Origin of the sequence: Limnobaculum xujianqingii, from assembly GCF_013394855.1 — a bacterium.
GTDB lineage: Bacteria > Pseudomonadota > Gammaproteobacteria > Enterobacterales > Enterobacteriaceae > Limnobaculum > Limnobaculum xujianqingii.
In genome coordinates, this window is record NZ_JABMLK010000001.1 from 1,346,653 (window position 1) to 1,362,078 (window position 15,426).

Here is a 15,426-nt window from a genome sequence, read left to right on the forward strand (position 1 = left end):
AATTATCTTTTCAGTTTAGTCGAGTGAGTTGCTCGTTGTGGCAAACACCCGCAGGATTCGCCTATCTGTAGCTCAAAGGCAAATTCTTGTACGTTAGGGGAATCATTCCAATTCTTCAGCATTTCAATAGCCGCTTTGGCCATTTTGCTCACTGGTTGACGAACGGTGGTTAAAGAAGGCACATTAAATTGCGATTCAACGGTACCGTTAAAACACACCATTGCCAGCTCATCAGGTACAGAAATCGATCTCTCAGACAGCGCCCGTAAGCACCCCAGCGCCTGTAATTCATTGGTGGCGAATAGCGCTCTGGGAAGTTTGCCCTGTAGCATTTGTTCTGCCGCCTGATAGCCGCCCTCGCGGGTATAATCGGTGGAGAAAATCCACTGCTCGTTGACCGCTAAACCGTTCTGTTGCAGCGCGTCCCGCCAGCCATTAATACGATCCTGGGTATTCAGCATCTCCCTTGGCCCGCAGATAATGGCAATATCGTGATAACCATGTTCAATCAGATGCGAAGTTGCCTGAAAAGCCGCGGCTTTTTCATCGACACGAATAGCACTCACCTTAAGTGCCGGATCAACCCGATCTAACATCACAAACGGCGTACCGCTGGCCTGAATCAACTCAATGTAAGGATGACGGTCAACGCTGGTATACAACAATCCATCCACCTGACGGTGCAACAGATTATTAATCAGTTCCAATTCGCGCTGGCGGTCATCTCCTGCATCGCCTAACAGCAATACCTGACCGTGGGTGAACGCCTCCTTTTGGAGAGCATGAGCCATTGAAGAAATAAATGGGTTAGAAATATTTGGCACTACTAAGCCATAGGTGCGGGTAGTTCCCGATGCTAAGGCTCTGGCAATACCATTTGGCCGGTATCCTGTTTTCTTAATCGCCGCTAACACGCGCTCACGAGTCGCTTCTGCAACCGGACGCGGTCCGTTATTGATTACATAACTAACCACGGCAACCGATGTCCCCGCTTCACGTGCCACATCGGAACGCGTTACGCGGCGAGAATGTTGATTCAACACTGCGTTACTCACTTAATCTGCCTGGCAGATAAAAATAACTATGGTTATCAGACTTTTATACAGGATACCGAACCTGTTCGCGGAAAAATACCCAACTCAGACAATAACATATCATTTTGTTGGGAATTAATCGGCACACATCAGGCTATATTGCATCTTCTGGCAGATTAAGGTCGCGTCCCCGCGTTTCCGGCGCAAAGAAGGTTGCAACCAGACCAATACCCGCCATAAACACAAAATAGACTGCAATCGGCCACCAGTGACCGGTATACGACAACATGGCTGAAGCCACAAGCGGAGCTGTTCCGCCCGACATAATAGAACCCAGCTCTTTCGCCACCGCCATTTTGGTATAACGGTTAGTGACACCAAACAGCTCAACGCCCCATGCTGCCTGCACTCCAAAGATACCCAGTGATGCCAGACCCATTCCAACGATGATGGTAATCATCACAATAATCGGTTCACGAGTTTCCAGCAGCATAAAGGCCGGAAATGCATACAGCACCAACAGAATACAGAACCAGCGATAGGTTATGCGACGACCAAACCGATCGGATAACCACCCGGCCAGTGGAATAATCAGAAAACCCAGCAATGAAGCAATAAATACCGCCATGGTGGGCACTGACTTATCAACCATCAGAACTTTTGCCACATAGCCAATAATAAAGCCCTGAGCCAGATAAGAAGGTCCATTTTCACCAATGCGTAAACCTACCATGATCCAGAAAGCTTTGGTGCGTTTCCAGAAGCTACGAGTGTCTTTCTGATCGACCTGCTGATGCCCTTTCTCCATAGCTAAACGACGTTGCTCTTCCAGAACCTTCTTTTGTCGTTCAAATACCGGTGTTTCACGCATATGGCGACGGATAAATAACGCCACCGCAGCAATCAAAATACTGGACAGGAACGGTATACGCCATCCCCACTCCAGTAAGCTCTGCTTATCCATCTGCAATACAATCAACCATACCAGAGATGCCAGTAAAGTACCGCTGTTAGAGCCCAGCGCAATGATTGATGATACCAGTCCACGTTTTTCAGCAGGGGCATATTCTCCTAACATTACCGCACCGCCGGAAAGCTCTGCTCCAGCCCCCAGGCCTTGCATAAAACGCAGGAAAGCTAAACAGCCAGGTGCCCATAAACCAATGGTAGCGTAGCTGGGTATCAAACCTATTAAGGTGGTTGAAGCCCCCATCAAGGTGATAGTAATCACCATCACTAACTTACGTCCTTTACGATCCCCCAACCAGCCAAACAACAACGCACCAATTGGACGGGCAATAAAGCCAACCGAATAGGTAGCAAAGCTGGAAATTAGCGCAACAACCGGAGTGGCATTAGGAAAAAAGACATCACCAAAAATGATACCTGCCGCCAGTCCGTACAGTGCAAAATCGGCGTATTCCATAGTGGTACCTAACCAGCATGAAAATGTCGCCCGCCAGAAATCTTTACGCCCTTCCTGTGTTGTCAACCTCTCGTCCGCCGCAGTCATCTCTGACGAGGCCTGAGAGATTGGCTCAGAGCTATTTATTATTGTCATTCGTTATCCCCTGTGTGATACAGATTAACAGCCGATATCCGGCGTGCTGCTTGCCTATATAATCCAACGCTCTGACTGGCCTGATTATTTATAGACCTCATCATATCGTTATGCTGCAAAGTTTATCTACCCGCGTAGATAGATCAAATCTACTCGCGTAGATTTTGAGGTCGTTCACAAAACGCGTTGTTTTTACCTGATTAATGTGACAAAAGAATGAATGTCTAAAAAAGAGGATTTACAACCAACGCCGTACTCGTTGGCAGTAACGCTGATAATTCTCACCAAAAACCTCAGTCAGCGCCCTTTCTTCCGGAATAATTTGAAACCGGGTGATAAACGCAATGAACAGCACAACCCCGGTCAGCCCCAGCAAATTTCCCAACCATAAACAGATACTCAGCAGCAATAAAGCCAATGCCAGATACATCGGATTACGGGAAAAAGCATACAGACCGCTATCAACCAGAGTAGTCGCTGAGTTTACCTTGATAGGATTAACCGTGGTCTTTTCACGGTAGAACATTGCCAGACTGGATAATCCAATGATGCCGGATGCCAGAAAACAGACGCCAGACACCACTAGCATCAGAGTAGATTCTGTTCTGAATGCCGGGAACCACCAGTTAATCAAACCAATAACCAGCAGAGAAATAACAAAAATAATTGGTGGTGGAAAACGCAACTCCAGTGCGGCACATTTCATGGCTTACCCTTTATTCTTCCAGCAGCGTTCTTAATCCTGCCGCTTTGTTCTCTATTTCCAGCCACTCCTGTTCGGGATCGGAACCCGCTACAATACCGGCTCCGGCATACAAATGGATATTACTGCCCTCCACCAAAGCAGAACGCAGAGAAACAGCGAACTCGGTTTGATTTAAAGAGATATACCCGGCAGAACCGGCGTACCAGTCACGCGTAAAAGGTTCATGTTGCAAAATAAACTGACGGGCTGGTTCGCGCGGAAGCCCCGCTACTGCCGCCGTTGGCTGTAATCGTTGCAGGCTGTCTGCATCGTTGGCCGCTGCCAGCTCCGCATGAATACTACGGCGCAGATGTTGCACTTTACGTAAGCGAACAATCTCCGCAGGCAGAACGTCAATGGCCAGAATACCGCCGTGCAACCGCTGGCAAATATCATCAACCACCAGCAGGTTTTCATGTTGGTTCTTTTTATCCTGCATTAACCAGTCGCCCAGCTGTTTCGCCTGTTGGTTATCCGATGAACTGGCTACCGTACCCGCCAGCGCTTCGGTAGTCAGATGTTGACCAACCCGTAAAAACAGACATTCAGGGGACGATCCTAAAAACGCCGTTTTATCATCCATTCGCATCATAAAGTGGAAGCAATGATGATTTACTTTCTCGCTGGCATTGAGAAACGCTGCCGGATTCAGAGGTTCATTTAGCGATAGCGTCGACTTACGGGCTAATACTACTTTTTCAAACTGACCTTGCTGAATAGCCTCCAGTGCCTGATTTAACAGATCGCACCATCCCTGCTTTTCTGGCTGATGCTGTACGCTGTTAACCTTTACATTAAGTACCGGTAGCGGCCTGGAGGTGGTTAACTGCTCAATGCTTTTCTGTGCAATAGCCACATCGTCAGCCAGCGAGGTTTCGCTGTAAAGATTCACCACCAGCTTACCGCCATCCATATCCCGTAATAGCTCAATACGAGGCAGAAATAAGGCACTTTTCGGCGTGTTAAATGATGGAGTTTCTACCTGATCAAAGGTATTCAATCCCCAGATACGCATATCCGCGACGTTATTAGTCACCAAAAACTGACGGGCAGAATCCGCATCATTAAATCGAATCACTTCCCCACATACTGCCGCTTCTTCTAAATCATCACGCTGACGCCAGTAAAACTGTGGGAAAATTGGCTGGGCTGCAAGCCAACTAAGTAACGAGGTACGTTGCTGAAGCGTGAGGGAAACGGTAATACGCTCCCGACCTGGTTCCGGGCGAGCAACTTCTTGCAGGCGCTCATGCAGCTGCTTCACCAGTTCAGATATTTGCTTCACTACAACCTCTCGGAGATAAAACTTAAAACAACGGATTATACGGTGGATTGAATCGAAAATCAGATAAAAATAGATTTCTGCACAAAGGTCTTTTTTAAAAGCGAACTACCAAACAAAATTGAATTTTGGGGATATTCCGGCCGTAATGACTGTGCGCTTATATTTTCATAGTGCCCGGCCGGAAGACCATCGGTACTTTAGCTCCGAGTGCGTCGGGCCTAGCCGGGTTAGGGGCGCTCCGGCAGCTAAAGCTGCTACGACCCCAACACCCGTCTCTCCCGACGGTCAGCTTTTATTATTAGTTTGAAATATCAGCCCAAAGGCCGATATTTGTTTACTGGCAAACATAATCTCTACATGCAAAATGACTTAAAACTAACTATTACATTGTCAAACATCGGGAGAGATTGCCGTTGGGGTCGACTTGGCGTAAGCCAACGACAAACAGGCAAAGCCTGTTTGAACAGTGCTAGCGCTGGCCCGAAGGGCAAAACACCGAAGGTGTTTTGTAACGGCCCCTAGGGAATCTAGGCCCGATGCACACCAATGCCAAGTACAGATGGTTTCCCGGCCGGGCACAACGCCAATATACTCTCACAGCCTTTACGGTCGGAATATCCACTGAAACTGATACCTCTAAATTAAAAATACCGGCAAACATCGCCGGTATTTTCATCAAAACAACAAACTATTACATCATTGGAAATGCATACCGCGCCAGCTTAATCAGCGGCTCCGGATACAGACCAAAGAACAGCACTGCCAGCGCCGACAGCAGAACGACCACACCACCAGCGGTTAACGCCCAGTTGCTTGGTGTATCACGCTGACGTTCTTGCGGAGCTTCCAGATACAGGCTGACCATGGTACGCAGATAGTAGTAAAGACCAATCGCACTACCGACCACTACCGTTACGGTTAACCACCATAAATCTGCACTCACACCGATAGCGATAACATAGAACTTACCAATAAAGCCTAAAGTCATCGGCACACCAGCCAGAGACAGCATCATCACGGTTAACACCGCAGACAGAATTGGCTTATGCCAGAACAGACCGCGATAAGCATACAGAGATTCAGCATCCGGACCGGTATACGGGCTGGACATCAGACTGACCACACCAAAAGCACCCAAGCTAGCAAACAGATAACCTGCCAGATAGACGTTAATGGTTTCAATCGATAGTTGATGACCCTGAACCGCAATCAGCGCTACCAGCAGGTAACCTAAGTGAGCGATAGATGAATAACCCAGCATCCGCTTAATGTTGCTTTGAGTCAGTGCCAGAATGTTACCGAATAGAATGGAACAGAAGGCAATGATCGCTAACACAGTACGAACTGATTCACCGTCAGCTACTGGTGCATACATGAACATCCGCACCAGCGCACCGAAGATAGCAATCTTACTGGCAGTTGCCAGAAAGGTTGATACCGGAGCCGGAGCACCCTGATAAACGTCCGGCGTCCACAGTTGGAACGGCACCAGAGATAGCTTAAAGCCGAAGCCAACCAGCATCATGCCAAGGCCAACAATCAACAGCGGTTGATGCAGCACCTTATCACTCATGCTGTGACCCAGATCGGCGAAAGACAAGCCACCGGTTCCCGCATACAGCAGCGCCATACCAAACAGCAAGAATGAAGAAGCCGCCGCAGACAACACCATATATTTAATTGACGCTTCCAGTGAGCGACGCTGGCGATAAGCATAACCCACCAGACCAAACAGCGGCAATGAAAGCAGTTCAATACCAATAAACAGCGATGCCAGATGGTTAGCACCCGCTAATACCACCCCACCCAATGCAGCAATCAACACCAGCAAATAAAATTCTTCTTTATTATCCGGGTAGCCACTCAGCCATGGGTAAGCAAAGGTACAGGTTGCCAGGCTAGCCAGCAGCACCAGTGCGGTGAAAAAGATTGAGAATCCATCGATTCGTAGCAGCGGGGTCACATCCGTAGCCGGTTGCTGTGCAACAATAAACAGCGAAAGCAGCGCAACGTTAAGGCCAATAACCGTAATTGTTGCATTAAGGAAGTGATCGCGTCGCCACGCAATGGACAGCATCACAACCACCACGGTCAATCCAACGATTAACAGCGGTAATAGAGAAAGCATATGTTGTGCAGTTAGTGTCATGGCGATTTACTTTCCTATAGACATGTCTGGAGATACGGAAGCCGCAGCGTTATACCATTGAGAAATGGTGCTCACCGCAGAGTGTGACGTATCCAGAACCGGCTGAGGGTAAACGCCTAACAGTACCAGCAACACCACCAGTAACAGCACCATGGACAGCTCACGCATGTTCATGCCTGCAATTGGTTTATCAGATTTTGGTGCACCGTAATAAGCACGTTGCATCATAACCAGTGAGTAAACTGATGCGAATACCAAACCAAAAGTTGCCACCACAGTAATAACCGGAACTACCGGATAGCTTCCAAACAGAATCATAAATTCACCAACGAAGTTACCGGTTCCTGGCATACCTAAGGTCGCTACGGCAAAGAACAGCGACAGCGCTGGTAAATAACGAATACGCTTCCACAAACCGCCCATTTCACGCATATCGCGAGTATGCAGACGCTCATACAGTTGACCACTGATGATAAACAGACCGGCAGCTGACAGGCCGTGAGCAATCATCTGCACCACCGCACCCTGATAAGCCAGCACGCTACCGCTATAAATAGCGATCATCACAAAGCCCATGTGGGAAATACTGGTGTAAGCGATTAAACGTTTAATATCGGTCTGAACAAACGCCATCCAGGCACCGTAGAAGATCCCTAACACACCCAGCCACATGGCAATTGGTGCAAACGCGTGAGACGCTTCCGGGAAGAACGGCAGACTGAAGCGCAGTAAACCATAAGCCGCGGTCTTCAACAGCAGACCGGCAAGGTCAACAGAACCTGCGGTTGGTGCCTGACTGTGAGCATCCGGCAACCAGCCGTGCAGTGGCACTACCGGCATTTTCATCGCAAAGGCGATAAAGAAGCCCAGCATCAGCAGGAACTGTACTTCGTAGGACATTGGCGTATTCAGCAAGTCTTCATAGTTGAAGGTCATCACGCCGGTGGCTTTGAAGTGAACAAATACCAGACCAACAATGGCAATCAACATGAACAGGCTGCTGGCCTGCGCATAGATAAAGAATTTAGTTGCTGCGCTAATGCGGGTTTTACCGTCAGATCCTTTATGCCCCCAAAGAGCAATCAGGAAGTACATCGGAACCAGCATAATCTCCCAGAAGAAGAAGAACAGGAACATATCGACTGCCAGGAACACCCCCATTACCCCACCGAGAATCCACAGCAGGTTTAAATGGAAGAAACCCTGAGAGCGCTGACCTTCTGTCCATGAACAGAGGATAGCCAGCAGCCCAAGAAAAGCAGTCAATACCACCATCAGCAGTGACAGACCATCTAATGCCAGATGGATCTGAATGCCAAGGCTTGGGATCCAGTCTACGCGGAATGGCTCAGCCAACCACATATTCTGCGGAGAAGTGACAGTAAAGCCGCTCTCCATCCACAGATACAGGGAGAGAACCAGCGTTAACCCCATCGATATCAGCGCAACATAACGAGGCACTTGTTTACCTAAGCGCTCGCTCGGCCAGCAAAGGAAGCCGCCGATAAAGGGTAAAAGTATTAGCCAAGGTAGTAGCATGGCGTTTTATGTCCTTTATTTGAATAAGCTTTATTTGAAAAACTACAAAATTTTTCTTTTGTTAAGTTATTCAGTTAAACCCACAATAACAGAGCCAATACGACCACTGCACCCAAAGCCATTGACGCGGCGTACCAGCGCAACAGACCATTTTCACTGACTACCATCGTACGGTTACATAAGCGAACAAACATCGCCGTCAGATTCATCAGAGAGTTCAGTGGATCACGCTGTAACAGCTTCGCCACTGCCAGATAAGGTTTAACAAACACCTTGTCATACAGCCAGTCGAAGCCCCACGCGTTATACCACCAGGTAGAGAGCAGTTTGCCCGGTCCGCTTTGTGCAATGCTGGTAACCATTTGACGTTTGCCAAGGTACAGCACCGCCGCCAGTAAGATACCAACAATCGCCACACCACCGGAGATCATCTCTAACATCAGTTTGCCTTCTTCTGGCCATTCACGAACCGGTAACACACCGTTCAGCGGCAGCGCCAGGAAAGCACCCACAGCGGTTGATAACACCAACAGCACCACCAGCGGTAAAGTATGGGAAATCCCACCCACTGAATGCGCTTCGGTTTTTTCTTCGCCGTGGAACACAATAAAGATCATGCGGAAGGTATATAGCGAGGTCAGGAATGCCCCAACTAAGCCTGCCAGCATTAAGTTAAAGTGGCCTGATGCATAGGCTTCAAACAGGATCTTATCCTTACTAAAGAAGCCGGAAGTGACCATTGGTAAGGCAGACAGCGCCGCACCACCCACCAGGAAGCAAACATATACCAGAGGGATCTTCTTACGTAATCCGCCCATTTTGAAAATGTTTTGCTCGTGATGGCAAGCCAGAATCACCGAGCCGGATGACAGGAATAACAGCGCTTTAAAGAAAGCGTGCATCATCAGGTGGAAGATTGCTGCGTCCCATGCCTGTACGCCAAGCGCCAGGAACATGTAACCCAGTTGACTCATGGTTGAGTAAGCCAGAACACGTTTGATATCGGTTTGAACCAGTGCTGCAAAACCTGCCAGCAACAAAGTCACACCACCGATAACGCCAACCAGATTCAATACTTCTGGCGTTAACAGGAACAGACCGTTAGTACGGGCAATCAGATAGACACCCGCGGTAACCATGGTCGCGGCGTGGATCAGAGCAGAAACCGGTGTTGGACCAGCCATCGCATCGGCCAGCCAGGTTTGTAACGGTAACTGTGCTGATTTACCTACTGCACCACCAACTAACATCAGGGTTGCCCAGTTCAGCGCCGTTGAGCCAGCAGCAAATTTCTGCGGTGCTAATTCCAGCATCTCGCGGATGTTCAGCGTGCCCAGTTCGTGGAACAGGATAAACAGACCAATGGCCAGGAACACGTCACCCACACGGGTCACGATAAAGGCTTTCATGGCTGCTGCACCATTGTTCGGATTGGTGTAGTAGAAACCGATTAACAGATAACTACATAGCCCCACCCCTTCCCAGCCGAGATACATCAGCAGTAAGTTGTCGGCCAGTACCAAAACCACCATGCTGGCGATAAACAGGTTAGTGTAAGCAAAGAAACGAGAATAACCCTCTTCACCGCGCATATACCAGGAAGCATACAGGTGAATAAAGAAGCCAACGCCCACCACCACTGACAACATGGTGACCGACAGGCTATCCAGCGTTAAGGTTACGCTGATATCGAAGTTATCCACTTTCATCCAGGTCCAGAGAACCTGTTGCGATACTTCTGCTGAATTTCCCTGAGAGACAAAGCTATAAACTATCCACGCCGTAACCAGAGCTGCCAGACCGATAGAACCCACACCCACCGTAGCAGAAGTGTTCTCAGACCAGCGACCGCGGGAGAATGCCAGCAGCAAAAAGCCCAGCAGCGGTAGCAAAATTGTTAGATATAGTAGGTTCTGGTTCATCCGCGCATCTCACTGACAGAGTCGACATTCAGGGTTTGACGACGACGATGAAGCTGTAATAACAGCGCAAGACCGATACTGGCCTCTGCCGCTGCCAGGCTAATCACCAGAATGTACATTACTTGTCCATCCGGCTGTTGCCAAAAGCTACCCGCCACTACAAACGCCAACGCTACGGCGTTGATCATGATTTCCAGGCTGATCAGCATGAATAACAAGTTACGACGGATCAGCAGCCCGGCCAGACCCAGCGCGAACAGAATCGCCGCCAGTATCAGACCATGTTCCAATGGGATCATGCTTGTTCCTCCGTTTTGTTAATCGACGCTTCAGCACTCTTGTTCTCACGACCTAAGTGGTAAGCAACAACAAGACCTGCTAACAGCAGCATAGAAGCCAGTTCAACGGCAAGAACGTAAGGACCGAACAGGCTTACACCCACTCGTTTTGCGTCTACCATATCCCCATAAATAGGTTGACCCGCTGCGCTATAGATACCAATGCACAGGATCACTAACAGCACCAGACACAGTGCCGCAGGGCCAAGCCATACGCCAGGTTTCAGCCACTCACGTTCCTGATGGGTTACTGAATCACCAAGATTCAGCATCATCACTACGAACACGAACAGCACCATAATGGCCCCGGCGTAAACGATAATTTCAAGCGCACCGGCAAAGTAGGCTCCCAGCGAGAAGAACACGCAGGAAATAGCCAGCAGCGAGACGATTAAAAACAGTAACGCATGCACCGGATTGGTATGTGTAATCACCCTTAGCGTTGCCAGAACGGCAATGGCCGCTGAAATATAAAATGCAACTTCCACGTTCCGCTCCTTTAGGGTAAAAGACTTTTCAGGTCAATTGGTTTAGATTCGTTTTCCGCTTCGCCTTTACCCTTGCCGTCAATCGCCATACCGGACATCCGGTAGAAGCTATACTCAGGGTATTTACCCGGACCAGAAATCAGCAGATCTTCTTTTTCATACACCAGATCCTGACGTTTAAAGTCAGCCATTTCAAAGTCTGGCGTCAGCTGAATTGCCGTGGTCGGGCAAGCCTCTTCACACATGCCGCAGAAAATGCAGCGTGAGAAGTTAATACGGAAAAATTCCGGATACCAACGGCCATCCTGCATCTCGGCTTTTTGCAGCGAGATACAGCCAACCGGACAGGCAACCGCACACAGGTTACAGGCTACGCAACGCTCTTCCCCGTCTGGATCGCGAGTCAGAACAATACGACCACGGTAACGAGGCGGTACATAAATAGGTACATCCGGGTACATTCTCGTGTCACGCTTATGAAACGCGTGCAGGAAAATCATCCACAGACTGCGCAGTTGGGTACCGAAGCCAACCACTAACTCTTTTAATGTCATGGTTATCTCTCCCTTATTGCGCTTTAATCAGAATGATGGCCGCTGTAACCAACAGGTTCAACAGCGTTAACGGCAGGCAAACGCGCCAGCCAAAAGACATCACCTGGTCATAACGTGGACGAGGCAATGATGCCCGTACCAGAATAAACATCATCATGAAGAAGCCGGTTTTCAGAGCAAACCACAGAATAGGTGGTAAGAACGGCCCCTGCCAGCCACCGAAGAACAGCGTCACGATTAAGGCAGAAATAGTGACGATACCGACATATTCACCGACGAAGAACAAACCAAACTTCATACCGGAATATTCAATGTGGTAACCATCAGCCAGTTCCTGTTCCGCTTCCGGCTGGTCAAATGGATGGCGGTGACATACTGCTATGCCCGCTATCACAAAGGTGACAAAGCCAAAAAACTGAGGAATAACAAACCAGACATCAGCCTGAGCTTCTACGATATCGCGCATGTTAAACGAACCGGTCACCGCAACAATACCCATTAGCGACAAGCCCAGGAACACTTCATAGCTCAGGGTTTGCGCCGAGGCGCGCATGGCACCTAACAGAGCGTATTTGTTGTTACTTGACCAACCGGCGAACAGCACCGCATATACCGCCAGACCAGCCAGCATAAAGAAGAACAGGATGCCGATATTCAGGTCAGATACACCCCAGGTCGGGGTAACTGGTACGATCGCGAAAGCCAGTAGCATTGAGCTGAAGGCGATAATCGGTGCCAGAGTAAAGATCATCTTGTCAGAGAAGTTGGGAACCCAGTCCTCTTTGAAGAACATCTTGATCATGTCCGCCACGATTTGCAGTGAACCAAACGGCCCTACCCGGTTTGGTCCGTAACGATCCTGAAACAGAGATAACAGGCGGCGTTCACCGAAACTCATCAGCGCGCCACAGGTTACCACTACCAACAGGATCACCACTGCTTTACCGATAGCAATCAGAGTATCTGTCACTTCCGGAGTCAGCCAACTCATACCGTTGTCTCCTTCAGGTTGTCAATGCGCTTGCCAACCAGAGCAGGAGAAATGCCCGGTAAGCCCAGAGGCAGACCAATAAAGCCCGCTTCCAGCGTATCGCTGATTCTGACCGGCAGCTTCAGGTCAGAACCTTCACAGCTGAAAGCCACTACAGAACCGGTATTGACGCTCAGTTTGGCTGCGTCTTGTGGATTAAGCATCACGTAAGCCTCAGGCATACGCTGCTGAATCACATCAGAACGTTGTGACATTTCATCACTACCAAACAGATGGTAATAAGGTGCTACCAGCCAGCTGTTTTCGCCGCCAGTCGGTACATTAACTACCGCATCAAAATAAGCCAGTTCGCCGCTTTCCGCTTTCTCAATCAGACGCACACCCGGATCGCCAGAACGCAGTTTTCCACCCACTTCAGACTGGAACTTGTTCCATGCCTGCGGTGAGTTCCAACCCGGAGCCCAGGCAAACGGAATTTGCTGACGATCGGCTTCAGGTGCGCTATAGCCTTCCATTGAATAAGCAAAGGCAGTGTCATTGTCCTGAGGTTGACGTTTTTCATGCACGCTAACATCAGCCATCATCGCGGTACGACCACTGTAACGGTGAGGTTCACGGGCAATTTTCAGACCTTTAATACGGAATGAAGCATCCGGCGCAGCGTTAACGATACCGGCCAAAAGTGGGAACTCTTGTGCCACAGCGCTAACCACGTGATCCAACAGCGTCCAGTCAAGACGACGGCTGTTATATACGCTGTCCAGCGAATGCAGCCAGCGCCAGCTTTCCAGAATATAGCTCTTATGAGCGCGATCTTTATCGTAGAACGAAGGTTCGTAAACCTGGAAGAAGCGCTGAGCGCGGCCTTCCTGATTGACCAGCGTACCGTCACTTTCAGCAAAGCTTGCCGCAGAAAGAATCAGCGTTGCTTTATCCATCACTTCAGTACGTTGGTGATCAACGACGATAAGATTTTCAACTTTAGCCAGTGCCGCATCAATACGCGCTCTGGAAGCATGACGGTATAAGTCATTCTCCATTACGATTAAGGTATCGGCTTCACCGTTTTCGATTTGAGTCAGCGCATCATCGATGGAGCTGCCACCAATCATCGCCACACCCATGCTGTTAGATTCTGCAGCAACGAAGGTGATACCTGTTTCCAGACCCTGCTTTTTCAGCGCCAGTGCGATATTGGTTGCAGCCTGAATAATCTCTTCGCTGCCAGCACCGCTGCCGGTAACAATTAATGGTTTTCTGGCACCGGATAAAGCCTGAACGATGATATCTACTTTGCCTTTTAGCGATGCAGGTAAATCTGCTACCGCTGGCGCAGAACTATCAATACCCTGAGCAATGGCAAAACCTAAACGCGCCTGCTCAGCAACAGAAGCGCTGTAATTCCAGGCGGCAACATCATCAAGGCGAGTACTATCAATGTTGGTCACAAACAGCGGATATTTCGCATGTTGACCAATATTTTGTACCGCAGCGATCTGCCAGTCGGCAACGCGCTGGGCGGCTGCCATTTCGCGAGCTTTGCCTTTTACTGCCTGACGCAGTGCCAGAGCAATACGCGCACTAGTTTGAGTGACATCTTCACCCAGTACCAGCACCGCATCATAGCCTTCCATCTCGCGCAGTGAAGGGGTGTATAAACCACTTTCACGTAGCACTTTCTGCATCAGTTGAACGCGGGCTAATTCGCCAGCTTCCATACCGTTGGAGTAGTTCTCAGCACCAACCAGTTGACGTAACGCATAGTTACTTTCCAGACTGGCGCGTGGTGAACCAATACCAATGGTTTTCTTAGACTGACGCAATACATCTGCTGCACCTTCCATCGCCTGTTCCGGATTTAGGTGAATCCAGTCCTGACCGCGTAACTGCTGCGGACTGCGTGGACGATCTTTCAGGTTAACGTAACCGTAGCCAAAACGGCCGCGGTCACATAAGAAATAGTGGTTTACCGTACCGTTGTAACGGTTCTCAATGCGGCGCAATTCACCATAGCGTTCGCCCGGGCTGGTATTACAGCCGACGCTACACTGTTGGCAAATGCTTGGGGCAAACTGCATATCCCATTTACGGTTATAGCGCTCGGAGTGAGTCTTATCGGTAAATACACCGGTAGGACAGACTTCCACCAGGTTGCCTGAGAATTCGCTTTCCAGGGTACCGTCTTCCGGACGCCCAAAGTACACGTTGTCATGAGAACCATATACGCCAAAGTCTTCACCACCCGCATAATCTTTGTAATAGCGAACGCAGCGATAACAAGCGATACAGCGGTTCATTTCATGATTAATGAAAGGCCCCAGCTCCTGATTGTTATGGGTACGCTTATTAAAGCGATATTTGCGGAAGCTATGACCGGTCATTACGGTCATATCTTGTAAATGACAGTTTCCGCCCTCCTCACAGACCGGACAGTCGTGAGGGTGGTTTACCATTAAGAACTCCACGACGGCTTCGCGGAATTTTTTGGCTTCTTCATCTTCAATAGCAATATAGCTACCGTCAGATGCCGGTGTCATACATGACATAACCAAACGCCCGCGTTTATCATCAGGCCCCTGGAACTGCTTTACCGCACATTGGCGGCAAGCGCCGACGCTACCAAGCGCCGGATGCCAGCAAAAGTAAGGAATATCGAGGCCCAGTGAGAGACATGCCTGCAGCAGGTTCTCAGCACCATCAACTTCGTATTCTTCGCCGTCTACATGAATCGTTGCCATAGTCAGCATGCTTCCTGTAGCCCGCAACAGCGGGCATATAACTTAAAAAATTCGTTCCCGGATCGTCGTCGTTTCTTTATAT

12 protein-coding genes are annotated in these 15,426 nt (G+C 49.2%); all 12 read right to left on the bottom strand.

The features are described 5' to 3' along the window. Window positions 1–2 precede the first annotated feature (2 nt). The 12 genes from GOL65_RS06130 to nuoG all read right to left on the bottom strand — a co-directional run bounded on the left by GOL65_RS06130 (window position 3) and on the right by nuoG (window position 15,344). Window positions 3–1,055: a LacI family DNA-binding transcriptional regulator gene (locus tag GOL65_RS06130; RefSeq protein WP_407657464.1), complete on the bottom strand. Its 1,053-nt coding sequence runs from the start codon at window positions 1,053–1,055 to the stop codon at window positions 3–5. A 133-nt stretch (window positions 1,056–1,188) separates the two neighbouring features. Further along, window positions 1,189–2,595, bottom strand: a complete 1,407-nt coding sequence (locus GOL65_RS06135) for an MFS transporter (protein ID WP_179038192.1) — start codon at window positions 2,593–2,595, stop codon at window positions 1,189–1,191. Window positions 2,596–2,833: 238 nt separating this feature from the next. Beyond that, window positions 2,834–3,301 carry a methyltransferase family protein gene (locus GOL65_RS06140; protein ID WP_140919327.1) on the bottom strand — a complete coding sequence of 156 codons (468 nt, stop codon included), beginning with the start codon at window positions 3,299–3,301 and terminating at the stop codon, window positions 2,834–2,836. Window positions 3,302–3,311: 10 nt separating this feature from the next. Beyond that, the gene (menF, locus tag GOL65_RS06145) at window positions 3,312–4,625 is read right to left on the bottom strand and encodes an isochorismate synthase MenF (RefSeq protein ID WP_140919328.1); all 1,314 of its coding nucleotides are present in this window, start codon (window positions 4,623–4,625) and stop codon (window positions 3,312–3,314) included. 691 nt (window positions 4,626–5,316) lie between these two features. Further along, window positions 5,317–6,774, bottom strand: a complete 1,458-nt coding sequence (gene nuoN, locus GOL65_RS06150; RefSeq protein ID WP_140919329.1) for an NADH-quinone oxidoreductase subunit NuoN — start codon at window positions 6,772–6,774, stop codon at window positions 5,317–5,319. Between the two features lie 6 nt (window positions 6,775–6,780). After that, a complete protein-coding gene (gene nuoM, locus GOL65_RS06155) occupies window positions 6,781–8,313 on the bottom strand; it encodes an NADH-quinone oxidoreductase subunit M (RefSeq protein WP_179038193.1) in 1,533 nt (510 codons plus the stop codon). A gap of 74 nt (window positions 8,314–8,387) precedes the next feature. Then, a complete protein-coding gene (gene nuoL / locus GOL65_RS06160) occupies window positions 8,388–10,235 on the bottom strand; it encodes an NADH-quinone oxidoreductase subunit L (protein ID WP_179038194.1) in 1,848 nt (615 codons plus the stop codon). Continuing rightward, window positions 10,232–10,534 carry an NADH-quinone oxidoreductase subunit NuoK gene (gene nuoK, locus GOL65_RS06165; RefSeq protein ID WP_108901855.1) on the bottom strand — a complete coding sequence of 101 codons (303 nt, stop codon included), beginning with the start codon at window positions 10,532–10,534 and terminating at the stop codon, window positions 10,232–10,234. Before nuoK ends, nuoL begins: the two co-directional genes overlap by 4 nt. Then, window positions 10,531–11,061: an NADH-quinone oxidoreductase subunit J gene (gene nuoJ / locus GOL65_RS06170; protein ID WP_130590929.1), complete on the bottom strand. Its 531-nt coding sequence runs from the start codon at window positions 11,059–11,061 to the stop codon at window positions 10,531–10,533. Before nuoJ ends, nuoK begins: the two co-directional genes overlap by 4 nt. A gap of 11 nt (window positions 11,062–11,072) precedes the next feature. Beyond that, window positions 11,073–11,615, bottom strand: a complete 543-nt coding sequence (gene nuoI, locus GOL65_RS06175) for an NADH-quinone oxidoreductase subunit NuoI (protein ID WP_108901853.1) — start codon at window positions 11,613–11,615, stop codon at window positions 11,073–11,075. A gap of 13 nt (window positions 11,616–11,628) precedes the next feature. Then, window positions 11,629–12,606, bottom strand: coding sequence for an NADH-quinone oxidoreductase subunit NuoH (gene nuoH / locus GOL65_RS06180; protein ID WP_108901852.1), 978 nt, complete (start codon window positions 12,604–12,606; stop codon window positions 11,629–11,631). Then, a complete protein-coding gene (gene nuoG, locus GOL65_RS06185; RefSeq protein WP_140919332.1) occupies window positions 12,603–15,344 on the bottom strand; it encodes an NADH-quinone oxidoreductase subunit NuoG in 2,742 nt (913 codons plus the stop codon). Before nuoG ends, nuoH begins: the two co-directional genes overlap by 4 nt. Window positions 15,345–15,426: the final 82 nt, after the last annotated feature.